Source organism: Deefgea salmonis (genome assembly GCF_020531905.1).
Taxonomy (GTDB): domain Bacteria; phylum Pseudomonadota; class Gammaproteobacteria; order Burkholderiales; family Chitinibacteraceae; genus Deefgea; species Deefgea salmonis.
The window spans coordinates 569446-594330 of record NZ_JAJAWG010000001.1 but is presented as its reverse complement, the minus strand read 5'-3'; the positions used below and the strand labels follow the sequence as shown (position 1 = coordinate 594330).

Sequence of the window (24885 nt, the reverse complement as noted above, 5' to 3'; positions counted from 1 at the left end):
GTTCAGATGGCCCTTTTTTTTGCTGACGATGCGCAGTGGCAATCTCGTTGCCGCGCATAAGGCTGTGCTAAGCTGGCTCGATTCAATGTTGACATTGGGATTTTGAGAGGATGTGGCAATGCCATTGAAAAGCAAAAATATATTGCGAGTGGCTTCTTACAATATTCATAAAGGCATGTCGCCGCTCAATCAGAATTTTGTACTGCATGGCGTGCGACATGCTTTAAAAACGCTCGATCCAGATATTGTTTTTTTGCAGGAAGTACAGGGCCTGCACCATGATTTAGCCAAGAAAATCCATACTTGGCCGCTGGATGCTCAGCATGAGTATTTGGCTGGCGATGCGCTATTTTCTGCTTACGGAAGTAATGCCCATTATTTACTCGGGCATCACGGCAATGCCTTGTTGTCGCGGTTTCCGATTTTGCATCGCAGTAATCACGATTTAACCTTGCACCGATTTGAGCAACGGGGTTTGCTGTACTGTCAGTTAGATTTACCGCGCTGGACGCAGCCCTTGCATGCTTTTTGTGTGCATTTGAACTTACGTGCCTCAGATCGGCGTAAGCAATTGCAGTTAATGATTCGTTCTATTGCTGAACAAGTGCCTGAAGATGCGCCGCTGGTGCTGGCGGGGGATTTTAATGATTGGCGCGGTGAAGTTAGCCAAGTGCTGCAATCTGAATTGGGTATGGACGAAGTTTTTCAGTCTTTGCACGGGGCGCATGCGCGTAGTTTCCCGGCCAGAATGCCGTTTTTCTCTTTAGATCGTATCTATACCCGTGGCTTTAGCATTGAATCGGCCGAGGTCTTGCATGGTGCGCCTTGGCGTAGTTTGTCGGACCACGCTCCCTTATTGGCCACGTTATCCCGTAGTTTAAATCAGGTATGACGCCGCCTTGCTATGAAGGGCATCAACTGACCTTATTGCGCGATGGTGCGGCGTTTTTTCCTGCGCTGCTGTCGGCGATTGACGCGGCTCAGTTTGAAATCCGGCTTGAAACGTATATTTTTTCGAGCGATGACATCGGCCTTGCGGTGACCCGCGCGTTGATGTGCGCCGCTCAGCGTGGCGTTCGAGTTGGGCTCTTGCTCGATGGTTTTGGCGCATCGGCTTTTCCGGTAAAACTGCGTCAAGCGCTGCAGGATGCTGGGGTGCAGCTGTTGTTTTTTCGCCCCGAGGTGAGCCGTTTCGCGCTCAGGCGCTCACGCCTACGCCGCTTGCATCGCAAATTATCTTGTTTTGATGGTCAATTGGCATTTGTCGGCGGGATCAATATCATTAGCGACGATGATGGGCCCGGTATGGCACCGCGCTATGATTATGCCGTTGCCGTTAAAGGGCCGGTGGTGTTTGACATTGAGCAGGCCCTTGCCCGGCAATGGCGTTACACCGCGTGGATGCAATTTAAAAAATCAAATTTTGTACGTGTGCATTGGCCATTGTCTAGGGAAGTAGGGCGTGCCAAAGCACGCCTTGTGGTGCGCGATAATGCGCGCAATCGACATGCGATCGAAAAAGCCTATTTGCAAGCGATTGAAGCGGCGCAATCCGAAATCATGATTGCCAATGCTTATTTTTTGCCCGGGCTACGTTTACGCCAAGCTTTAATGCGCGCTGCTAAGCGCGGGGTGAAAGTGGTATTGCTACTGCAAGACGAGCGCGATCATGCTTTGTTGCAATACGCTAGCTGGGCGTATTACCGTGATTTATTACACGCCGGCGTTGAAATTTATCAATATAAGAGCGGCTTTATGCACGCCAAAGTGGCGGTGATTGATCAAGCTTGGGCCACCGTTGGGTCAAGTAATATTGATCCATTTAGTTTGTTGCTGGCGCGAGAAGCGAATCTGGTGATTGAGGATGCGTCTTTTGCGCAGCAGCTGCGATCTGATTTGCAATGCCGCTTGCAGCGTGATGCGGTGCTCATTTTGCCCGAGCATGTGCATCAAGCCAGTTATTTACGCCGCGCTGTGGTGTGGACGTGTTACGGCCTAGTTCGACTCTTGCTGGGGGTTTCGGGCTACGGTGGACGAAAATACCTCGAATAATTTCGTTTTTTTGGGCGTAAAAGCGCCAATCAATGTGCCGCGCTTGGGTTGCTGGCGCTGCCTTATTGATGGTTTGGCTGACATACAAGTCGAGCTGGTACACATCGATGCTGGCGTAATGTGATGCGTGTGAATTGTTGATCACATCGTGATAAAGCGCCGGTGAAGTTTGAATTTTTCAGTAAACAGCGTTGGGCGTACTCGGTAGCTTTGGTAGAATGACGGACTAAATCCAATTACGAGCCCTTTATGATCACTTTGTACAATACCTTGGCCCGCGAGAAGCAGGAATTTAAACCGATGACGCCCGGCATTGTGAACATGTATGTTTGCGGCATGACGGTTTACGATTATTGCCATATTGGCCATGCGCGGATGGTGGTGGTGTTTGACGTCATCACGCGTTGGTTTCGTGAGTCGGGTTACCAAGTGAATTATGTGCGTAATATCACTGATATTGATGACAAAATCATTCGCCGTGCCGCTGAAAATGGTGAGTCGATTCATTCGCTTACCGAGCGCTTTATTGCCGCAATGAATGAAGACTTTGCTGCGCTGGGCATTATTCGCCCAGATCATGAGCCACGTGCTACTGAGCATATTCATGGCATGCAGTCGATTATTGGGCAGTTGTTTGATCGTGGTTTAGCGTATTCGGCCCCTAATGGCGATGTGTATTATTCGGTGCGTAAATTTCAAGGTTACGGCAAATTATCGCGTAAAAATTTAGATGATCAGCGTGCCGGTGAGCGCGTTGATATTGACGAAAATAAGCAAGATCCGGCGGATTTTGTGTTGTGGAAAAGCGCCAAGTCTGACGAACCTAATGAAGTGAAGTGGGCTTCACCGTGGGGTAGTGGTCGTCCCGGCTGGCATATTGAATGCTCGGCAATGAGTTGCCACCATTTGGGCGAGCAGTTTGATATTCATGGTGGTGGTGAGGATTTACAGTTTCCGCATCATGAAAATGAAATCGCCCAATCGGAGGGCGCGCACGGCCATCCGTATGTGAATTACTGGCTGCATAATGGCTTTATCAATGTTGATAATGAAAAAATGTCGAAAAGCCTCGGTAATTTTTTTATTATTCGTGATGTTTTAGCGCAATACGACGCTGAAGTTCTGCGCTTCTTTATTTTGCGCGCGCATTATCGCAGCCCACTCAATTACAGCGATGCGCATTTGGACGATGCTAAAAATGCCTTAACGCGGTTATACACCACGCTAAAATCCATCCCAGCACAAACAATATCTATCGATTGGTCGCACCCGATGGCGGCGCGTTTTAAAGCGGCGATGGATGATGATTTTGCCACCACCGAAGCGGTGGCGGTGTTGTTTGAATTGGCCTTGCAAGCCAATAAACACGGCGCTACTGAGCAAGGGATTGCTGCCGCGAGTTTGTTAAAAGCGTTAGGCAATGTGTTGGGTTTATTACAGCGCGATCCAGAAGCGTATTTGCAAGCCGGTAGCAGCGATAGTGCTTGGCAAGCGGAGCAAATCGAAGCGGCAATCGCTGCGCGCAAAGCAGCGCGGGCAGCCAAAAATTGGGCCGAATCGGATCGAATTCGGGATGAATTGGCCGCCGCTGGGATTGTGCTGGAAGATACGGCGCAAGGCACTGGCTGGCGTCGAGAATAAAGTTTGCTATGGGCTGGCGCGGTGACATGATCGAATCAGCCCATCAACAGATATAAAGTGATTGATCGCTAGGTAGCACTTGGCGATCATTTTTTTTGCGAAGGTTTTTTCAAGAAATCGCGGCTAGGCGGCCTGTTCATCGATCGGTGAGTGCGGGGCCTGCCGGATGGCGGACTTGAATCAATGACGCAACACCCATTTTGAGGACTCTATTGATCATGAGCATCCAATACAAAATTACGCCCCACCATATTGCCGCGCATTTGTTTGCGGTTGAGCTGACGATTGAGCAGCCTGATGCGGCAGGGCAGATCGTGCATTTGCCAAGTTGGATTCCAGGGAGTTATTTGCTACGCGAATTTGCCAAGCATATTGTTAGTATTGAAGCCGAATCAGCCGGCGTGCGCGTGCCGCTCACGAAGTTAGACAAGTCGAGCTGGCAAGCCGCCGCGGTTGCAGCGCCGTTGCGGGTGACTTATCAAGTGTATGCCTTTGATTTATCGGTGCGCGGTGCGTATTTGGATCATGAGCGCGGGTTTTTTAATGGCACCAGCGTTTTCTTGGCGGTGGCCGGCCAAGAAGATCAACCTTGCGGTTTAACCATTGTTCCGAGCCAGAACAACGCTTGGAAAGTGGCTACCAGTATGCCAGCGCAGCAGGTCGATGCCGCTGGTTTTGGTCAGTATCTGGCGCAAAACTATGATGATCTCATTGATCATCCGGTTGAAATGAGCGATTTTTCTCAAGTTGAGTTTATGGCGGCGGGGGTGCCGCATCGCATCATCATTGCCGGTCGCCATCAAGCCGATTTGCCCCGGTTGGCGCACGATTTGCAAAAAATCTGTGAGTATCAAATTCAGTTTTTTGCTACGCCTGCGCCATTTAAAGATTATCTATTTCTGACTCTGGCAGTGGGTGAGGGTTATGGTGGTTTGGAGCATCGTGCGTCAACGGCTTTAATTTGCAATCGCAGCGACTTGCCTTGGGCGCATGAAACCGAAATCAAAGACGGCTATCGTCAGTTTTTGGGTTTGTGTAGCCACGAATACTTCCATAGCTGGAATGTGAAGCGGATTAAGCCCGCGGCGTATGCGCCGTATGATTTAAGCCAAGAGAATTATTCGCGGCTGTTGTGGGCATTTGAAGGCATTACGTCATATTACGATGATTTATGCTTGCTGCGTGCTGGCTTGATTACGCCACAATCGTATTTGGACTTATTATCGCAAACGATTACTAGTGTAGAGCGGGGGTATGGCCGTCTAGTGCAGAATCTAGAAGACGCCAGCTTCGATACCTGGATTAAGTATTATCGACCAGATGAAAATAGTCCCAATGCGCTGGTGAGTTATTACACCAAAGGCGCGCTATTTGCCCTGTGTTTGGATTTGACGATACGCCAAGCCACCCAGCAGCAAAAATCGTTGGATGATGTGATGCGTGCATTGTGGCAAGAGTATGGGCTGAACTTCGAGACCGCTGGGCGCGGTATTGCCGAGTCTGAGTGGGAGACCTTGGCGCAGCGAGTGACGGGTGTTGATCTGTCAGATTTATTTGAACTAGGCTTACGCTCAACTGCGCCGCTGCCACTGCAAGATTTGCTCGCCGATTTAGATGTCGTATGGCAACAAAGGGCGGCTGATTCGGCGCAAGACCGTGGGGGCTGGCGCGCCAACCCTGCGCCATCCAAGTTGACGCTGGCCGCGAAAACGGCGAGTGACCCGCTGGGGGTGAAGTTAGTCAATGTGATGGCGGCCGGCGCGGCCGAAGTGGCAGGACTTGCTGCGGGGGATGTGTTGGTGGCGATTGAAGGCTTGCGCGTGACTGCCAGCAATTTGGATGTGCTGCTAGCCAGTGCACAGGGTGTTGATCGGTCGGCTCGTGCATTGCGCGTCCACGCATTTCGCCGCGATGAGCTGTTTGAGTGCCAAGTCACGCCAATTTCGGCCGTTTTGGATACGGTTGGGTTAAAAATGCAAGCTGAATTTTTTAATGATTCGAAAGCCACAAGAAAGTGGTTAGATGTTTAGGTTTCGTATAACTTTCTTTGCGCGCTGCAGCAAACCAGTCTATTAATTAAACTCAATCAATGGATCTTGAGTTTGAGGCGCTATTTTGGACTTGCGGACGAAGTTAATCAATCAGTTTAGAGGCGCAAGAACCAAGGTTTTATTGGTTTTGTTGCTGCTGAACTTATTAATTTCGATGGCTTTGTCTGCTGCGCTGTATCTCTTTTTAAATACCGCCTTAATTGCCGAGTTGGATGGCCGATTGTTGACTGCTGCGCGGGCGATCCCTTTTGTGTTGCCTGAGCAATATCTAGATCGCGCCCTTAGTGGTCGCTCGATTCCCAGTGCCGATTATGAGCGCAATGTACTGCAATTGAATCGTTATGCCGAGCAAGTGGGGGTGCGTTATTTATATGTATTGGCGATGGAACAAGGGCAGGTGCGTTATTTGGCCGACAGTGCCAGTCCCGCCGAAGTGAAAGGCGGTCGCTACGGGCATTATTTGCAGCCGTATGCCGATCAGGAGTTGCGATTTAAGGCCGCGTTAGACAGTGGCAAAACTTATTTTGGCGAGTTGAGGGATGAGTATGGCGTTTTTCGCTCCACCGCGATGGCCGTACCAAGATCGGGCGGAGGATTTTATGTGCTGGGTGCTGATCTCTCAATGCAAGCGGTATTGCAGCAGCAAGCGCAACTTAAAATGCAGGCGGCGCTGTGCTGCTTGATTTTGTTTTTGATTGGCGCAGGGGTAGCCTGGGTTTTAGCCACCAAAATGACCGCACCATTGCGGCGGTTTTCTTTGGCGGTGCGCCGCTTTGCGGCCGGTGAATTTGATGTTCGCATGCCGATTCATCGGCATGATGAATTGGGTAGCTTGGCTTCGGCTTTTAATGCGATGGGCGACGCCATTTCGGCGCGTGAACATTTGCTGCGGCAATTGGCGTTTAGTGATCGTTTGACCGGTTTGCCCAATCGGGTCAAATTTGCTGAAGCCCTCACGGTGGTTTTAAGTAAATCACCGCCTTGGTTGGCAGTGGCGACGGTTGATCTCGCTGATTTTCGCTATATCAATGACGCGTTTGGCTTTGAGGCTGGCGATCGCGTTTTATGCATTATTGCGGACCGACTTTCTCTATTGCAAAGTGAGCCTGTTCGCTTGGCGGGCCGTATATCGGGCAATGCGTTTACCTTGCTGCTGTCAGCGGAAAACGAGGCGCAGGTTCAGTTACAAATGCGGCAAATTGAAGAGATCTTATCGGCATCTCTGTTGTTGGGTGAGCAAAAAATCAATATTGCGATTCGATCAGGTATCGCAATATATCCGCAGCATGCCAATACGGCAGAAGGCTTATTACGCCACGCGGAGGTCGCCATGTTTTTCGCAAAATTAAATCGCGAAAGCTGCGTGTTATATGATCCTTCGCGAGAGGAGAGTCGTTTAAATCAATTTACCTTGATGGGGGATTTGCGCGAAGCATTGCAAGAAGATCAATTGGTAGTGTATTACCAGCCAAAAATTAATGTGGCCTCTGGACTAGTGAATGCGGCGGAAGCCTTAGTGCGTTGGCAACATCCGAATCGAGGCTGGATTTCTCCAAGCTTATTTATTCCATTTGCGGAAAAAACCGGAAAATTACGCGGCATTACTGAATGGGTGCTGCATGAAGTGCTGCGTCAGCAAGTGGCGTGGCAACAAACCGGATTGCGGCTGCTGATTTCAGTGAATGTGGGGGTGAGTGATGTGGAGGATGTGCTATTTGTCGACTTTGTCGAAGCGCAGCTGAGCAAGGCGGGGGATGCGGCTAATCTTTGCTTGGAAATCACTGAAACCGGCGTTATGCATAAGCCCGATGTGATGCTGCAAAATCTCGCGCGCTTGCGCTGCCTTGGCGTGCGGTTATCGATTGATGATTTTGGTACCGGTTATTCGTCCTTTGCCTATTTGGCCAAAATGCCGGTGAATGAATTAAAAATCGACCAAGTGTTTGTGATGTCGATGAATAGCACGTTTGAAAGTGTATCCATCGTTCGCTCAATGATTGAAATCGGCCATATATTGGGGTTGAAAGTCGTTGCCGAAGGCGTAGAGACCGTTGCGATTTGGCAGGCGCTGGCAGTGATGGGCTGCGATGAAGTGCAAGGTTATTTGATTGCCGAGCCCATGAGCAGCGCTGCTTTAGTGGCATGGTTGGATCAAACATCGCACTTGCCCGCAGAGTTAACACCACCGAGCATGTCAAATTTTTAAACACGATGTAAAGTCAGCTGTTTTGATCGCTATTCATGGTTTTTATTGAAATGCGATGCTTATAGAAGTCACTTTTCCTGTGTTCATTGAGCGCGCTATTTGTTGCAAAAATAGATGCCCGTAATGGCGATGATGCCGCCGAGCAACATGGAAATACTGAACTGCTCGCCAAGAATTAAAAAACTAAGGATCACGGCAGATAGCGGATTGAGCGCAATAAATCCGCCGGCCTTTGTCGCACCAATATTTTGTATTCCGTCGTAATACAAAATATAAGCTAAAGCCGATCCAATAATGCCAAGATAGACCAGACTCCATATTTGTTTTTGCGTGATTAAGGTCATCGCTGAAATACTATCTCCGCCTTGAAAAATAAGCGCCATAAATAACATGCTCGTACCTGCAATCACAGAATAAGTCACTGTATGAATTGGGCCAATTTCCAAAACTATTTTTTTTGCAAATACTGTATAGATTACCCAGCTGATTACGCAGCCTAAAATGAGTAAGTCACCTTTCCATAATTCGCTACTTGAGTGAGTAATGGTGCTTTTGCTGAGAATAACGGTAATCGCGCCGATTACACAGGCCATTATTCCGATTAGATTAGTGCGAGATATTTTTTCTTTTTCAACAAAAAAAGCGGTTAGTGCAATTAATGCAGGATTGAGCGCAACAATCAGAGAGGCTCGTGAAGCATCGGTATAGTGCAGTCCATAAAAAAAGAAAACGTTATACAAAAATACACCGAAGAACCCAAGTGTAATTAATCTCAATATTTGTGATTTTGATAATTCAATAATTAAATTATTTTTGATGCTAATGAAGATGATTAATGTCATGCTTGCTAAGAAAAATCGCAGGCAAGCGGATAATAATGGTGGCACATCTGCAGATAGATAGCGACCGGCAACAAAGGTGCCACCCCAGATCAATGAAACCAAAGCTAGCTTGGCATAGGTGGCATAATTGGGCATGGTTTGTATTCCTGCTGCTCTGCTTTTTTAGCGTTATTTATGTCATTTCGCGTGAGCTGAAAAAAATAATATATGAGAAATTATTTTTAAATGAATTGGCTGGTTTTTATTTTTTAGCTATTTTGCCTTAATTTTTTGTTATTTAATTAATAAGTTGGTGACTAGATTAGTTTTACGTCAATTACGCGACACGCAAATTAGGTATTCGTGTTGGTCTAGGGTTTTATTACGATCACAAGCACTGAAATTGCTGTCGCTGTAAAAAACGAGCCGTCACCACGCCGGCATCCCAAGTCATTTGGCTAAGATCGTTGATCGCTTGTGCTGGCGACATACGATAAAAAGCGGCGACTTCGCCGTCTTGATTGTGCGGTATAAAATCGGCTGGCAATGCCAAATCAAAGCAATACAGTAGCTCGCGGTGAGTGCCATCGATTTCATTGCGTTGCATTAGGATGGTTTCTTGCAATACCAGCGCAGTGCTGAATTGGGATTTAAAACCCGCTTCTTCAAATAATTCGCGGATTGCACAATCTCTAGGATCTTCACCATGGGGTATGCCGCCAGCGGCCATGTTGTCTAATCGGTCTGGGTCAATACTCTTGGTTTTCGCTCGCCTTGCAATGCATAAGCTGCCATCGGGGTAGTAGCCGTTGATGTGTACTGCGCGGCTGAGTAGGCCAAAGCGGCGAAAAGCGGCGCGCTCTAATGCCAATAGAGGCTGAGTAAAATCGGCGGCGCTATTCGAGTTGGGGGCATAGACCCCGTACTGCTCATTACGCCAACCTTGGATTAAGCCTTGCTGCTGCAGCATTTTGGCTGCCGTGTGCATGGCCTGCTCTGGCTGCAGGCTGTCAAGATAGAGTGTTTGCTGATTTATTTTCCAGTCTTGAGTCTGACTACATAATATCGATGCGATTTCCGGCTCAACCCAGCCAAGCTGATTACTGCCGAAATAAAACGGCAGTAATCCCGTAGGATTAAACACTGGTTGTTGCGCAAGGTAGTGGGCGATCGTTGGCATCATGAGCTCTAAAAATTAAATTTAACGATGTAGGTGAAATATCTAGCAGACCGATGATCGGTAGTGCCGCAGGATACGCTACAATTTGGGCGTAAAACTGGACCCCACGGAGCATATAATGAGTAAGATTCGCCAAGACGATCTCATCACCAGCATTGCAGATAGCTTGCAATACATCAGCTACTATCACCCAAAGGATTATATCCAAGCTTTGGGTCGGGCTTATGAATTAGAAGAAAGCCCCGCTGCCAAAGATGCCATCGCGCAAATTTTAACCAATAGCCGCATGTGCGCCGAAGGGCATCGCCCCATTTGCCAAGATACTGGCATTGTGACGGTGTTCGTTCGCGTTGGGATGGACGTGCAGTGGGACGGCGCGACGATGGGCGTGACGGACATGATTAACGAAGGCGTACGCCGTGCTTACTTGCACCCCGACAATAAATTGCGCGCGTCGATTTTGATGGATCCAGCAGGCTTACGTAAAAACACCAAGGACAACACGCCAGCGGTGATTCACTATGAAATCGTGCCGGGCTGTACGGTGGAGATTGATATCGCAGCCAAGGGCGGCGGCTCGGAAAACAAAACCAAATTTGTCATGCTCAATCCTTCAGACTCGATCGTTGATTGGGTGCTGAAAACCGTACCCTTGATGGGCGCAGGCTGGTGCCCGCCGGGCATGCTGGGGATTGGCATTGGCGGCACGGCCGAAAAAGCCATGGTGATGGCCAAAGAAGCGTTGATGGAAGAAATCGACATTCACGAATTGATCGCCCGTGGCCCGCAAAATCGTGTTGAAGAATTGCGTGTTGAGTTGTACGAAAAAGTCAACGCGCTAGGCATTGGCGCGCAAGGCTTGGGTGGTTTGGCGACGGTACTTGACGTGAAGATCAAAGACTACCCAACGCACGCCGCTAGCTTGCCAGTGGCGATGATTCCTAACTGCGCGGCAACGCGCCATGTGCACTTCACGCTCGATGGCTCAGGCCCTGCGGTATTGGAAGTGCCTAAATTGGAAGACTGGCCCGATGTCACTTGGACGCCGTCCAGCGCCGCCACCCGCGTTGATTTGAATTCGGTAACACGCGAAGAAGTTGCAACCTGGAAACCCGGCCAAACGCTGCTACTCAATGGCAAAATGCTGACTGGGCGCGACGCAGCACATAAGCGCATGGTCGATATGCTCAATAAAGGCGAGAAGCTGCCAGTGGATTTTGCTGGGCGCTTTATATATTACGTTGGCCCAGTCGATGCCGTGCGTGATGAAATCATCGGGCCGGCCGGCCCAACCACCGCCACGCGAATGGATAAATTTACCGAGCAAGTGCTGGCAGAAACTGGCTTGCTGGGCATGATCGGTAAAGCCGAGCGCGGCCCGGCTGGGATTGATGCCATCAAAAAACACCAGTCGGTGTATTTAATGGCCGTTGGCGGCGCTGCGTACTTAGTGTCGAAAGCGATCAAGGCCAGCCGCGTAGTGGGCTTTGCCGATTTGGGCATGGAAGGGATTTACGAATTTGACGTTGTCGATATGCCTGTTACCGTCGCCGTGGATTCCAATGGCACATCCGTGCATGCCACGGCACCAAAAGAGTGGCAAGCCAAAATTGGTAAAATCCCAGTCACTGAAGTTTGATTAGGCTGAGCGAGCACCGGATTTGAATTAATCCCGCGCCGCGCTTGCCATTCAGGGGTGTCTTCGGTATGATTCGGCCTCTCTTGCGGAGAGATGTATGAGTGGTTTAAGTTAGTCGCCTGGAAAGCGGCCACAGGTTAATTCCTGTCGGGGGTTCGAATCCCCCTCTCTCCGCCACAAATTAAAACTAAAGCCCTGATTATTCAGGGCTTTTTTGTTGTCTGTCGATCCTGCCCCCACATTTAGCCCCATATTACTGGCGAAAACCTCGTGCTACTCGGTTTTAACGCGTGTTTAAATTTTTTTTTGTTAGATTTTCACCGAACTTGCTACGTAGCACAGCTTAGTTGAAATCGATTCTCAATTTGTGTATATTTTGAATTTAATAAAAATGATTCTCAATACTGAATTTCTGGTTATGAATAAAATTAAATGTGTAAGTGCATCGAATATTTCAAGTTCAATTCTTCTGCCTTGATGCCGATGCCTTTACCTTCTGCTTTTAAAGCGAAGCTTGTCATTGCTTGGTGGGTTAATAGCATAAAAATATCGGACAAAGTTAAATGAAAAAATTAGTAATTTCTTGCTTGTTGAGTACGTGTTCTCTGTGGATATCTGCTGCTGAATTAACCCAAGAAGAGGTTGTGAAGCACTACGCCGTAATTGTTTCCGTTAGCTACCAAGATAGTTTAGCGAGTGCTAAAAATTTGCAAAGCACAGTGGATGTATTTCTAGCTCAGCCCAGTGCCGAAAGTTTAAAGGCCGCGCAAGTGGCATGGCTCGAGGCACGGGAATGGTATGGGCAAACTGAAGCCTTCCGTTTTTATGCTGGGCCAATTGATGATGAAGCAGGTTTAGAAGGTTTTATTAATGCTTGGCCGTTAGATGAAGTGTATATCGACTACGTGAAAGGTAAGGCGAAAGGCGGGATGATTAATAATCCAAAAATCGCCATTACTGAGCAAAAGTTACGTAGCTTGAACGAACGCGGCGGCGAGCAAAATATCGCTACGGGTTGGCACGCGATTGAGTTTTTGCTGTGGGGGCAAGATTTTAATAAAGATGGCCCAGGTCAACGTGCGTATACCGATTTCACGACCGCACCTAATGCCGCGCGCCGCGCACAATATTTGAAATTGGTAACGAAAATGGTGGTCGACGATTTGCAAAAAGTGGCGCAGCAATGGCAGCCGGATGCAAAGAATTATCGCGCCAAATTTGTGTTGGGCGAAAAGGATAGCATCAAGAAAATATTTACCGGCATGGGCACCCTAAGCCGTGGCGAATTGGCAGGCCAGCGTATGGAAGTCGCGCTGGATACGCAAAATCAAGAAGATGAACATTCTTGTTTCTCTGATAATACGCACCGCGATATTGTGGCCGACGCGAAGGGGATTCAAAATGCTTGGGAAGGCCGCTATGTTCGCCGTAGTGGTGAAGTAATTGAAGGTGCAAGCTTAAAAGCGCTGGTAGCGCAAAAAAATAGCGAAGTCGCCGAGGCAACCAGCAAGCAAATCGCCAGTAGTGTGAAGCTAGCTGAAGCAATTCATGCGCCGTTTGATCAAGAAATTATTGGTAAAAAAGATGCACCAGGCCGTCAGCGAGTACAGGCGACGGTTGAATCATTGAAAACGCAGTCGAAATATTTGGTTGATGCGGCAAAAGAACTCGGCATCAAGCGTCTAAATACGGGTGTATAAGCCGAGCTTTTTAGTGTTTTGCTGAGTAAGGTAGACGTAGATTTAGTTTCGAAAAACCCCGGTCGTCAGGCTGGGGTTTTAGCTTTTTAAAAAACGATGGAATGAATTGATGTTGAACCGTTTTTCTTTGACTTTTCTGGGCTGTTTATTGGCGGGCAGCGTGCTTGCTTATGAAAGCAGTGCGATTTTGGCTTTGTTTGAGCCGAACGAAGAATTCCCCGGAGGAGAAATGGGCACGACCGATGATCATGGCAAAAATGCGTTTTCCTTGCCTGCGCCGGGTTTGACTGATGATCAAGTTACCGATTTTGAAATCGGCAATGCGTTTTTTACCAAGCCTTGGGTTGAAGCACCATCGTCGACGGCTGCACGTGATGGCCTGGGTCCGCACTTTATTGCACAGTCTTGTGGCGCTTGCCATACGCTGGATGGCCGTGGCGCGCCGCCAGATTTTGCCAATCGTGTTCAGCAAGAGCAGCCGATGGCTTTATTGATTCGTTTATCGATTCCAGGACAGCCTGAACCGAAGCCCGATCCAGTGTATGGCGGACAATTTAATAATCGCGCGATTCCGAGTGTGAAGCCCGAAGGCCAAGTGCAAATCAAATATCAGGAAATCAGCGGCCAATTTGCCGACGGTACGCCGTATAGCCTGCAAAGCCCGCACTACAAATTAACCAAGCTGGCTTACGGCCCCTTGCATAAAGACATTATGCTCTCCCCCCGTATTGCCCCGCAGATGATCGGCCTTGGGCTGTTGGAGGCTATACCCGAAGCAGATATTCTGGCGAATGCTGAGCGGCAAAAGCAAGAAGGCAAAGGCATCGCCGGCATGCCCAATTATGTGTTTGATGCGTTTGCGAAGAAAGAAATGCTGGGTCGTTTTGGTTGGAAAGCCAATGTGGCGAGTATTGCGCATCAAAGCGCCGGTGCGTTTCTCGGTGATATTGGGATTACATCCAGCGTGAATCCGCATGAAGAATGCATGCCCAAGCAGAAAGATTGCTTGAGAGCGCCATCGGGCGGCACGCCTGAAGTGTCGGATAAAATCTTGAATCAGGTTATTTTATATTCACGGACTTTAGCTGTGCCATCGCGCCGTGATGCAGATGCTAGCGACGTGCTGCGCGGCAAGCAAGTGTTCAAAGACGCCAACTGCGTCAGTTGCCATACGCCAAGTTATAAAACCGGCGAGTTTGCCGCCGTGCCGCAGTTATCGAATCAAACCATTTATCCGTATACCGATTTGCTCTTGCACGATATGGGCGAAGGTTTGGCCGATCATCGTCCAGACGGTAAAGCCAATGGCAAGCAGTGGAAAACGCCGCCATTGTGGGGCTTGGGGCTAGTGAAAACAGTCAATGGCCATACGCGCTACCTGCATGATGGCCGCGCGCGCAATATGCTCGAGGCGGTGCTGTGGCATGGTGGTGAAGCGAAAGCCAGTAAACAAGCGGTGCTTAAATTGAGTGCGAGTGATCGCGAAAATTTGTGGGTATTTTTGAATTCCTTATAAGCCAGAAGATCAGCGTCCACGCTTGCTAAATTCATGTCGTATATTTTTCAAATAAATGGAATAAGAGAGATGAAAAAATACGATTGGCAGTATTGATGTTGTCAGCGAGTTTGGTTAGGGCTGCGGATGTGGTCAAACTGAAGATGACATCAACCGATGGCAAATTAGGGCCATTAAGGTTGGAAGCAGCTGCCGGCAAAGCGCTTGAGATCATGGTGGTGAGTGCGGGTAAAACGTTGATGGAATTTGAGAGCAAACCTCTGATATTTGAACAAAATATTGCCGCTGGTAAAACCAAAGTCATTCAAGTGAAGGCGTTGGCAGCGGGTGAATACACACTCGTTGACGAACTCAATGAAGAGAAAGCCAGTGCGCAAGGCGTACTCGTCGTTAAATAAACGGCTTCGGCATCGTTCGCGATGCCAAGTTTGAAAAATGGAGTCTGCAATTGAAACGATATTTCCTTGGCTTATCGATTGCCTGCGCGAGCGTTGTGGCGCAAGCCGAACCATCAGTTCCTGATGCAGTATGGTCGCAAGCTTGGTTGGATGCAGCCTATCTGCCACGTCATACCGTGTTAACTCAGTCTGCTGATGCATTAATGAGGTCGGTCGATCTAGTGTGTGCGCAAACGAACGCCCACAACTTGGAGCAGGCACGGCAAACATGGTTGGCGACCAGTAAGGCATGGCGTGCACTGGATGCCGCGCCAGCAGGGCCGATGGTGCTGGAACGAATCGGGCGAAAAATTGATTTCCGTCCTACTCGCCCTGATGATATTGAAGTCGCCATTCAAACTGGTGACGTCAGCAACGCCGCTACCCGTGGTTTGCCAGCGATTGAATATTTGTTGTGGGGTAATGCCCAACCCAAAGCGCAGTTGGCCAAACTGAAGCAGCCAGCGCGTTGTGCTTATTTGAGCAAAACGGCGCAACAAGTGGCGAGTCATGCCCATTTCTTGGATCAGCCGTGGCAAACTTATCGAATCGAACTCGGGGCAGAAAATCCATTTTTCCGCGAAAATTTATTGTCCGAGCACATCAACCTGTTGCTTTCGAGCATGGGCAGTTTGCAAAAACGGATGCCAACCGCAGACGGCGTGAAGCCAGAGCAATTTGCTGAATGGCGTAGCGGCAGTAGTCACGCACAATTTATGGCGCAAGTGGGCGGCATGAATTTGGCACTGCAAGCAGTGGTGCAGCGGTTACGCGCGGAAGGTAGTGCTCAATTGGCCGATCAAGTTAGCGTAGAGATGCAGCAAGTACAAAAACGTTGCGAAAGTTTGCCGCAGAATCTAGCCCAAAGCGCCGCTAAGGCGCGGATGGCTTGTCATCAAGCGATTACTGATTTAAGAGCACGAGTGCAAGTTCAAGTGGGGGAAAAACTCGATTTGACGCTGGGCTTTACCGAAGGCGATGGCGATTGATGTTGACTCGGCGGCAGTTTGTATTGCAATTGGCCGCGATGGCCTTGCCGTTGCCGACGTGGGCGGCGAGTCGGAGTGTGGGTGACATTGAGCGAGTGCTGTTGAGTGCGAGTTGGGACGCTGATACCCGCGGCGAGGTGCAAGGTGTTTTCCGTTCGCTGACCAGCAAGGGTGCGCCGTCGATGACTTTGCCGGGACGTGGCCACGGGATTGTACCTTTAAGTGATGGCCAAGCGATGATTGTGAGTCGACGTTTGGGGTCTTGGCTGGCCAAGGTCGATTGGCAACAGGGCAAAGTGCTGCAATTGATCGATGCTGAATTTGATCGACAGTTTTTTGGCCACGCAATTCTGACGCCCGATGGCAAAACACTGATTACAACTGAGAATAATGGCGAAACGGGGCAAGGTGTATTGGGCCTGTATTCGACCGATACGTTGAAACGCCTTGGCGAGATACCTAGCCATGGTATTGGCCCGCATGAATTGATTTGGTTAAAACAGGGCAATATACTGGCCATTGCTAATGGTGGCATATTAACGCTGCCAGAGACTGGACGGCGTAAACTGAATGTTGATGCGATGCATTCCAAGCTCTCATTGCTAGCTTGGCCATCAGGCGCGTTGCTCAATGAATATGTGCTGCCCGATCCTGCTCTCAGTATTCGCCATCTTGCCCTCGCCGCCGATGGCAGTTTGGGTATCGCTTTGCAAGCCGAATATCGAGATGCGGCTGCCCACGTGAATGCGCCACTGCTGGCTGTTTTGCGCCAAGGGCAATTGCAAGTGGCGGCGCAGCCAGATGGCTTGCAAGGTTATGGTGCGAGTATTGCTGCCGTGGGAGATACTTTTTTAATCTCGGCATTGAAAGGCAATGCGCTGGCGCGTTGGCGAAGTGATGGTACGCCCTTAGCTCCGATTGCGATGTCTCGTCCTGCGGGCATTGCCAGTGATGGTGCTCAAGCTTGGATTAGCAGCGAAAGTGGTTTTTTAGCCCATTTCGAGCCTAACACTGCCACACTGACGAAGCTTCAACAGGCGGCTGGGCCGCGCTGGGATAATCATCTGGTGATCGGGTATGTAGGGCGCAATACAGATACTAAATCTTAAAATTAACTCAATTAGAAAATTATGGACTGTCCCTGGTCTGGTTGATAATTACAAATTGCTCTCCGAAAATGTCTGCAAAGACCGATGTGTCGATGCCGAAGATAGATAAATAAGAGGCCGCTCGCCATCAAATTGCGGCCTTCATTCTTTAATGGAATAGCCGAAGTTATTCGATGTATGTGGTCTTAGCGGGTCTTTGTTGGGTTGGGCGTTGCTAGCTTCATTAATACTTGAAAGCGTGTGCAAGCCAAATGATTTGGCGCTGGACAATCGGCCACGTGGCGCAGCAATTCGCCCAAATTGGCTAAGCGGGCAATTTGTTCATTAATATCGTCCGCACGTTTGAGTAAAGCATCGCGTGGCAATTGCACTTCGCCGTCTGGTGAAAATATTTGCTTCACTTCATCCAGCGTAAAACCTGCCGACTTGCCCATATGAATCAAAGACAATCTAGTCAGCGTTTCGGGTTGATATTGCCGCCGCAGCCCGTGCCGAGCATGAGCGCGGATCAAGCCTTTTTCTTCGTAATAGCGCAGCGTCGCAACGGACACGCCGCTGAGCTTAGACAATTCCCCGACATCAATTAGATCCATAGTGCTTGACCTCAAGTTAGCTTTAGGTTGCATAGTAGTGCCATTCGCCACTTATGCATAGGTCTAACATGCCCAACACGAGACAAACTTCAGTTCCCCATGCGCTGCTTTTTACGCTGGCAGCGTCCATTTTGCTGGCTTCGCTCGGTATCAGTATTGTCGCCGTCGCACTGCCAACATTGATACAGCACTTTGCCGTGCCGGTATCCACGGCGCAGTGGTTTATTCTGGCCTATCTAATCGCCATTACTGCCGGCGCCATGTCGGCTGCTCGCCTTGGCGACCGTTACGGTCAGCGCAAAATGCTCATCATCGGGCTTGGTCTATTTACGTTGATGTCGCTGCTGTGCGCCCTCGCTATCCATCCCTTGCTATTGATTGCTGGCCGCGCTGTTCAGGGCTTGGCGGCGGCGCTGTTGATGGTATTGCCTTTGTCGCTTGCGCGCCAAATCAGTCATCAAAATCGGCTGGGCGCAATGATGGGCTTGCTCGGCACGATGTCGGCGATAGGAACGGCGCTCGGGCCAAGCTTAGGTGGCATTTTGATTGGCCAGTTTGGCTGGCCGTCGATTTTTGTGCTGCTCTTTGCGCTTGGCATGTTCGTTTTGCTGGTTGCGATGCAATCGAAGGCCATTCCCGCACAGGCAGGTGCAGCGCCCAACCATGACATCTGGGGGGCATTATCACTCGCGCTGGCCTTAGTGCTGTATGCGCTAGCCACGGTGGGGCAATCAGCGGGGATTGCTCTGTCACCGGCTGCGCTTTTTGCGCTGGCCGCGCTCGCTTTGGCGCTGTTTTGTACGATTGAATTACGCAGCGCTACACCCTTAGTGCCGATTCGGGCACTGGCCGAGCGCGCCTTGGCTGGTGCTTTGCTCGCCAATATGCTGGTCACCACGGTGATGATGTCGACACTGGTCGTAGGACCGCTGTATTTAAGTTTTGCACTGGGGCTGAGCGTGACCCAGATGGGCTTGGTGATGGCGGTGGGCCCAATTGTGGCGGCACTATCGGGTGTACCCGCAGGGAAAATGTGTGATCGGCTGGGCTTTCGTGTGACGCAACGCTTGGGCTTAGCGCAGATGGTGTTGGCGCTGATCGCGCTGGCTAGCCTGCCGCGCGTTTTTGGCGTTGCGGGATATTTGCTTGCGTTGTTGCTGCTCACGCCTGCGTTTCAGCTGTTTCTGGCGGCTAATAATAGCGGTGTGATGCTCGACGCCAGTCCAGCGCAGCGTGGTATGCGCTCGGGCTTGCTCACCTTAACGCGCAATTTGGGTTTTATGAGCGGCGCGGCTGTGATGCCGTTTTTCTTTAATCTGTACTTGCCAGCGCGCCCGCTCAATCAAATCAGCCCTGAGCTGCTTACCCAAGCATTTAGCCGAACTTTTGTACTGGCCACTGCGTTGGCTGCTTTATCTTTGTTGTTGAGTTTTTTGGCTCACCGGCCAAATACCTCGACTGTGATTAGAAACTAACGGACACCTCGTATCGTGGCCACAACAAAACAGACCGCAGTTTAAGATGGTTTCTGCCATGAAAAGGTAGGCCGAGATGAGTGAGAAAAATCGTAAAATTTTGACGGGAGCGCAAAAAGCGAAGGTGGGGGATTACCCTTTCTTTCGTTCGGCTACCGGCGAACGAGCGCAATACCTGCTGGTCAGTACTAGATTTAGCAACACCGTGATTACGGCCGCGCGCATGTGTGTTTGCAAACTGCGACCACCCTCACGCCAGCCACCATCGGCAAGGTACTCGATGCGCTCGAAAACCTCTGCATCGTGCGCGAAGTGACCGGTCAAGCACGCAACCGTATTTGCGCTTATAGCGGCTATCTCACAATGCTAAATCAGAAAACACCATGAATAACAACGACATCGTCCAAAAACGCTGGAATCTTTGTGACGTATTGCGTGCGCGGCGATGGTATTTCCTGTGCGGCGCACGGACTCTTGCTTTGGGGCTTTGGCATGACAATCAATGCGCTGGGGCAGATTTAGTGCGGGGTTTCGGCGAGGTTGGCGAGTAAAGCGAAGGCGCGCCGATGTTGTTGGATGAGGGTGGTTGTTAGCGTATTGTTCACACGGTCGGTCTGTGTTTTAAGGGCTTTAAACCCCTGCTCGAGCAAAGAAAGTTCAGGTGAACCTTGGCTAAATTGGCTCAAAAATACGCCGATGCGCGCTAATTGCTGCTGATGTTTCGCAATTAAATCGGGTGGTAAATTTTCGCGCTTTAGCGTGGCTTCGGCGCGAAGTAAGAGCGCTAAATTGGGGGAGAGGATTTGTAGTGTGGATAGTTGGTGCTGTTGTTGGGCGATTTTTTGACGTTGGGCAGGGGGGCTAAAAACGGCTTCAAAACTTTGTAAGTTAGCGAGATCGCTCGCTTGTTCTAAATCTGCTTGTAATGCGATACCGCGCTGGCCGAGCGTGCCTTGTTGCAATACTTGAGCGACATTTTTTAAATAGTGTTGCAGGTGTTTATATAGCTGTGTTTGCGCATAAACGGGCCACAGAGATGAGAAAACCAAGGCCATCATGGCGTTACCCAGCAAAATCCCAAATAAACGATCGCGAATGATTTCAAAGTCGGTTGCAGGGCCAAAGCCTTGTAGCACACACATAAAGAAGGCCAGTCCGATTTGTAAGCCGGCATAGGCAATTCGCTCGCTACCTAAAGAAACCCAGGCGGCAATGGCCGTGCCTGCGGCCACAACGATCACTAGACCAACAATGCTTTGTAGGTGTGGAAAAATAAACACCACTGTGACGATGCCCATTATCCCGCCAATGATGGCACCGGCGATGCGCAGTGTGCCCCGATGTACTGTGGCACCGTTGCTCGATAAAGCAATGATGGTGCAGGTGATCATGCAGGTATGAATGCCTTGCCAATCAAATAAGTTGTACAGCACATAGCACAACATGGCCGCCAAGGTGACTTTGAAGGCAAATTGCGGATATTCAGGATTACTGAATGCATCGGCAAGCCATAAGGCGGGTTTGGGTTTAGGTTCGAGCGGATCAGCCACAGCATTTAAATGGCTTAAATGGTTTAGAACAAGGCTTAAATCACTAAGCAAAAGATCCACATCACCATTGGGTGTTTGTTCTGCTGCTGTGGTTGTACTGCTCGGTAGAGGCTTATTGTCTTGGAGCTCGGCGATTAAATGACGTAACTGAGCATGGGCTTCGCGCAAGATATGCAGTTGTTCTGCGGTGCGTGGACTTGGGGATGAGGTGATCAATTGTTGGCTTAAGAGAATGAGCCGGAATAGTAGTGTGAGCGAGTCATTGGCTCGCCAGCGACTTGGGATGGCGGTGCTTTTTTGGGATAAACGCTGTAGGTTGGATAAAGCGTGAATGTGATTGGCCAGCCAATAAGCCGGTTCGGCCGCGTTAGGCTTGAGTGCGAGCGCCCCTATTTGATTGGATAGCGCCGTGTCGCAACTGAGTAGGCGTTCGAGCAGTTGTGCGCGAAAACGCTGTGGAGGGCTAAATTGTGGTGCGAGCACAAATGACAACATCGTGAGCACAATCGGAAAAGCAATCACGACCCATAGCCACAAGTGAGCACGAACGATGAGTTCTGGGCTAGGAATAAAATCGGCTAACGTCATGGTCATCATTATGACAAAACTAATCGCGAAGGCTAAGGGGCCGATTAAAAAGGTGCGCACTAGCCACATGCCGGCAAAAATCGCCAGCATCATTGTGGTGATACGTGCCATAGGCATGTCGACGAAAGCCATATTGAGCAAAAGCCCCAGGGCTATACCTACTGTTAATCCCAGTATTAGTAATAGGCCTGATTGCAGGGTGGTGTACGACTCCTCTTTGCTGATAAAGAGCACCATGTAAGCCGCAAGCGCGGCCTCGGGTATTTCGAGTGTCATGGCAATAATGACCACCAAAACAGTGGTGATCACGATGCGTAAAGTGGCACTGGCACGTCCCGAAGTCGGGCGTAACTCGACACGTAAGAGATCAATTAAAGCATTCATTGGTGGCTAGGGTCGATCAATACCGAAGCGGAAAGACCGATGCGAAATGCCGTAGCGGGCTCTGGGTTATCCAGCAACAGTCTGACTGGAAAGCGCTGGGCAACATGGACCCAGTTCAGTTTACGGGACACATAAGGCATGCCTGCAATATGGGCACTGTCCTCAGCATGAACCCCAAAGCCAATGCCATGTACTTTGGCGCTATAGACGCGCTTGGGGTCATTCATTAGTCGAATTTTGGCCACATCGCCGTCACGAATTTTTTGCAGTTCGGTTTCGCGAAAATTGGCTACGACGTACCAATGCCGTGTATCGATCAAGGTAAAGATCGGTTTGGAGGGCGAAGAAAATTCGCCTGCAGCCGTGGTGAGATTGATCACGCGGCCATTGAAGGGGGCGCGAACTTCGGTATGCGCCAGATCATATTTGGCGCTAGCAACTGCCGCTTGTGCGCCGACCAATTGCGCTTGTAGCGCGTCGGTGCCACTAATGCTGGCCGTGGCTTGTTGTGCTGCGGTACGGGCCCGTTGCACCGCGATACCCGCTTCAATTTTTTTTGTGTTGGCAACATCGAGCTGATCGCTAGTGACGTACTCTTTGGCGTGAAGCGGCTCGAGTCGGGCGACGGTTGCAGTGGCTAGTTTTAATTGCGCCTCTGCCGCAGCAACCCCTTCATTGACGCCTTGGGCGCCAAAGCGCTGAGCATTGACTCCGCGCTGAGTCAGGATGATTTGCTGTTCTAATGATGCAAGCTGAGCTTGAGCTTGTGCTAATCGCAAGCGGTAAGGTTCAGGATCAATCACAAATAACACATCGCCAGCTTTGACCGATTGATTGTCTTGCACATTCATTTTTGCAATCTTTCCTTGAACTTGGGATACGACGTCAATGCGATTGGCATCAACGTAAGCATCTTCAGTTTGCGGTGTTTGCTCATTCAAGTTCACCACATACACAAGCAACAATACGGCACTGAGCAAAATCACCGCACTGATGATTTTTCCCTTGAACGACGATGTTTGATCTGACATTTTAAGGTTCTTATAAGTGATTTTAAGTCAATGCAGCCAGCCAAACCAAGGCACAAACTATTGCATAAAAAGCCAGATAAATTAAGCCGCGTGGCTGCAAAAAGCGGACTAAGTTCAGCCTTGCCAAGGCGGCAACAAGGAGCAATGTCATGGGTAAGGCGATGATCATGGCCGCCAGCCAAGCCGGGAAAAATGCACCCATAAATAGAATAGGGGCAGCGGCGTAGGCCATGCTAGAAAACAATAAAATAAATACGACGGCAACGTTGGGCAATGCAAAACTCCTGTGCCAACGACAGTTAGCGAGCGATTTAAAGCGAAGTGCAAATTATCGCACCTGAATGTTTACATCTCAAGCATGGCTTTTAGTAACTTTAAAATAAGCTTGCTGATTGAATCTTATCGCATTAGTTTACAATGCAAAGCATAATCATGCTGCGATCTGATATTTGTCACTCTGTCTTGCTTGGATTTTAATTTATGCCTCGGTTGTTCTCTTGTACTTTGCTGGCCTTACTTTTTTCGAGTACCTTGGTCTTTGCTGAGGAGCTTGCTGCGCCACCTATAGTGCCTCAATGGGGTGCTGAGTTTGGTGGCGGCGCGGTAGATGATGGGCGAGTGTGGTCATTGAGTGATTTAATTGATTTGGCGGCTACGCATAATATTGAGACTCGAGTTGCTTGGGAGAAAGCCAAGCAGGCGGCAGCAGGGCTTGGCATTGCTCAGAGTACATTCAAGCCACATATTGCGGCCGCGGTGTTGGCTGGGTTTCAGCACGTTTCATTTCCTTTGCCACAAACGGTGTTAACGCCTAAAGGGTATTTCACCGCAGACATAGGCGCTGTTGCGCCTATGCTCACGTTAAAGTGGCTGTTACTCGATGGTGGTCAGCGCCAAGCGAGTGTCAATATTGCGCAACAAAGGATGGTGGCGGCGCAAGTTGGATTCACGGGTCAGCATCAAAAATTGGTTTTTGAAGTGATTCGTCACTATCACTCGCTCAATAGCTTACGCGCTAAGATCAAAATCTTTGAAGCGGCTGAGTCACAAAGTCAGCTGTTGTTGGCGGCCACGTTAGCAAGAAAAAAATCAGGTATGGCGACTAAGCCCGATGTATTGCAAGCACAGCAGCAATTGGCACAATCGCATTATCAATTGACTGAGGTTCGTGCGGCAGAAAGTGAACTTTATCTGCGTTTTTTGGATATTGTGGGGCTGGCGCCTTCTAGTCAGTTGAACATCGCAGCGGAACAGCCAGAGATCCAATCTGCGCTGTTTTTGCAGTCGATTGATGTCTTGGTGAAACAAGCCTTAGAGCATCGTCCCGATCTAAAAATGCGTGAAGCCGAGCTCAACGCTCGGACCGAAGAAATTGAACAAGCACGGGCAGAAGAGCGGCCTAAGCTGGGTTTGTCGGTGAATGCCGGTTACACCTTAAACAGTATTGGTATTGAAGAAAGCAAAACATTGCGTACCACTCAGCCGCAGTACGGCATCATGCTGTCTTTGGATGTGCCTATTTTTGATGGTGGCTATGGCCATTCCAAAGTCACCTTGGCGCAATCGCGCCGCCAAGAGGCGCAATACGAGCTTAAGCAGGCTCGTGATCAAGCGGTTCGCGAGGTATGGAAAACCCATAATGCCCTGAAAGTGGCCATGAATAAACGCGCCGCAGCCTTGGCGTTTAAAACGGCAGCGAGCGCGGCTTATCAAGCCGTGTTTGATTCTTACCGTTATGGTGTTGCCAGTCTGATTGAGGTGACCAATGCGCACACGGATTTAATTCGTGCCCAGGCCAGCGATGAAGAGAGCATCGGCTTAGTGCAAACCGCTTCGGCAGCATTGGCTTTAGCAACGAGTCTGCTCGACGTACCTCCTGCGGAAAAATTCATTCAGTAGTGATGTTTATTGCCTTGGTATTGA

20 protein-coding genes and 1 tRNA gene are annotated in these 24885 nt (G+C 49.6%); 15 read left to right on the top strand and 6 right to left on the bottom strand.

Annotation, left to right across the window (positions count from 1 at the left end):
• Positions 1-118: 118 nt before the first annotated feature.
• From LG219_RS02620 to LG219_RS02600, 5 genes are all read left to right on the top strand, one after another.
• Positions 119-892 (top strand): endonuclease/exonuclease/phosphatase family protein, encoded by a 774-nt coding sequence (locus LG219_RS02620; RefSeq protein WP_226762987.1) that lies wholly within the window; start codon positions 119-121, stop codon positions 890-892.
• Complete coding sequence (gene clsB, locus LG219_RS02615) at positions 889-2052, top strand: cardiolipin synthase ClsB (RefSeq protein WP_226762986.1); 1164 nt, start codon at positions 889-891, stop codon at positions 2050-2052. The genes LG219_RS02620 and clsB overlap by 4 nt, the downstream gene beginning before the upstream one ends.
• Before the next feature lie 249 nt (positions 2053-2301).
• Positions 2302-3693 (top strand): cysteine--tRNA ligase, encoded by a 1392-nt coding sequence (cysS, locus tag LG219_RS02610; RefSeq protein WP_226762985.1) that lies wholly within the window; start codon positions 2302-2304, stop codon positions 3691-3693.
• A 218-nt stretch (positions 3694-3911) separates the two neighbouring features.
• Entirely contained in the window at positions 3912-5723 is a 1812-nt protein-coding gene (locus tag LG219_RS02605) for a M61 family metallopeptidase (RefSeq protein ID WP_226762984.1), read from the top strand.
• A gap of 91 nt (positions 5724-5814) precedes the next feature.
• Complete coding sequence (locus LG219_RS02600) at positions 5815-7950, top strand: putative bifunctional diguanylate cyclase/phosphodiesterase (protein ID WP_226762983.1); 2136 nt, start codon at positions 5815-5817, stop codon at positions 7948-7950.
• Positions 7951-8045: 95 nt separating this feature from the next.
• Here the strand turns inward: LG219_RS02600 and LG219_RS02595 are convergent, their stop codons facing one another.
• Both LG219_RS02595 and LG219_RS02590 read right to left on the bottom strand, forming a co-directional pair.
• The gene (locus LG219_RS02595; RefSeq protein WP_226762982.1) at positions 8046-8927 is read right to left on the bottom strand and encodes a DMT family transporter; all 882 of its coding nucleotides are present in this window, start codon (positions 8925-8927) and stop codon (positions 8046-8048) included.
• Between the two features lie 232 nt (positions 8928-9159).
• Positions 9160-9954, bottom strand: coding sequence for an NUDIX hydrolase (locus tag LG219_RS02590; RefSeq protein WP_226762981.1), 795 nt, complete (start codon positions 9952-9954; stop codon positions 9160-9162).
• A 115-nt stretch (positions 9955-10069) separates the two neighbouring features.
• On the opposite strand from LG219_RS02590, the gene LG219_RS02585 reads away from it, so the two are divergent.
• The 7 genes from LG219_RS02585 to LG219_RS02555 all read left to right on the top strand — a co-directional run bounded on the left by LG219_RS02585 (position 10070) and on the right by LG219_RS02555 (position 17341).
• Positions 10070-11590, top strand: a complete 1521-nt coding sequence (locus LG219_RS02585; protein WP_250647133.1) for a fumarate hydratase — start codon at positions 10070-10072, stop codon at positions 11588-11590.
• Between the two features lie 87 nt (positions 11591-11677).
• Positions 11678-11767 (top strand) — tRNA-Ser (locus tag LG219_RS02580).
• A 386-nt stretch (positions 11768-12153) separates the two neighbouring features.
• Entirely contained in the window at positions 12154-13290 is a 1137-nt protein-coding gene (locus LG219_RS02575; RefSeq protein WP_226762980.1) for an imelysin family protein, read from the top strand.
• A gap of 109 nt (positions 13291-13399) precedes the next feature.
• Positions 13400-14806: a di-heme oxidoreductase family protein gene (locus tag LG219_RS02570; protein ID WP_226762979.1), complete on the top strand. Its 1407-nt coding sequence runs from the start codon at positions 13400-13402 to the stop codon at positions 14804-14806.
• A 95-nt stretch (positions 14807-14901) separates the two neighbouring features.
• Positions 14902-15204, top strand: coding sequence for a cupredoxin domain-containing protein (locus tag LG219_RS02565; RefSeq protein ID WP_226762978.1), 303 nt, complete (start codon positions 14902-14904; stop codon positions 15202-15204).
• Positions 15205-15254: 50 nt separating this feature from the next.
• Positions 15255-16232, top strand: coding sequence for an imelysin family protein (locus LG219_RS02560; RefSeq protein ID WP_226762977.1), 978 nt, complete (start codon positions 15255-15257; stop codon positions 16230-16232).
• Positions 16232-17341 carry a DUF1513 domain-containing protein gene (locus LG219_RS02555; RefSeq protein ID WP_226763198.1) on the top strand — a complete coding sequence of 370 codons (1110 nt, stop codon included), beginning with the start codon at positions 16232-16234 and terminating at the stop codon, positions 17339-17341. The genes LG219_RS02560 and LG219_RS02555 overlap by 1 nt, the downstream gene beginning before the upstream one ends.
• A 185-nt stretch (positions 17342-17526) precedes the next feature.
• Here the strand turns inward: LG219_RS02555 and LG219_RS02550 are convergent, their stop codons facing one another.
• Positions 17527-17934, bottom strand: coding sequence for a helix-turn-helix domain-containing protein (locus LG219_RS02550; RefSeq protein ID WP_226762976.1), 408 nt, complete (start codon positions 17932-17934; stop codon positions 17527-17529).
• 68 nt (positions 17935-18002) lie between these two features.
• Between LG219_RS02550 and LG219_RS02545 the strand changes: the two genes are divergently transcribed.
• Together LG219_RS02545 and LG219_RS02540 are read left to right on the top strand one after the other, a co-directional pair.
• Positions 18003-19409: an MFS transporter gene (locus LG219_RS02545; protein ID WP_226762975.1), complete on the top strand. Its 1407-nt coding sequence runs from the start codon at positions 18003-18005 to the stop codon at positions 19407-19409.
• 225 nt (positions 19410-19634) lie between these two features.
• Entirely contained in the window at positions 19635-19796 is a 162-nt protein-coding gene (locus LG219_RS02540) for a hypothetical protein (protein ID WP_226762974.1), read from the top strand.
• Positions 19797-19927: 131 nt separating this feature from the next.
• On the opposite strand, the gene LG219_RS02535 is transcribed toward LG219_RS02540, so the two are convergent.
• From LG219_RS02535 to LG219_RS02525, 3 genes are read right to left on the bottom strand one after another with little or no spacing between them, the layout of a single operon-like run.
• Positions 19928-21931, bottom strand: coding sequence for an FUSC family protein (locus LG219_RS02535; RefSeq protein ID WP_226762973.1), 2004 nt, complete (start codon positions 21929-21931; stop codon positions 19928-19930).
• Positions 21928-22962: a multidrug transporter subunit MdtN gene (gene mdtN, locus LG219_RS02530; RefSeq protein WP_226762972.1), complete on the bottom strand. Its 1035-nt coding sequence runs from the start codon at positions 22960-22962 to the stop codon at positions 21928-21930. The genes LG219_RS02535 and mdtN overlap by 4 nt, the downstream gene beginning before the upstream one ends.
• A gap of 22 nt (positions 22963-22984) precedes the next feature.
• On the bottom strand, positions 22985-23236 hold the full coding sequence (locus LG219_RS02525) for a YtcA family lipoprotein (protein WP_226762971.1): 252 nt from the start codon (positions 23234-23236) through the stop codon (positions 22985-22987).
• Positions 23237-23442: 206 nt separating this feature from the next.
• On the opposite strand from LG219_RS02525, the gene LG219_RS02520 reads away from it, so the two are divergent.
• Positions 23443-24861, top strand: a complete 1419-nt coding sequence (locus tag LG219_RS02520) for a TolC family protein (RefSeq protein WP_226762970.1) — start codon at positions 23443-23445, stop codon at positions 24859-24861.
• The last annotated feature ends 24 nt before the right edge of the window (positions 24862-24885 follow it).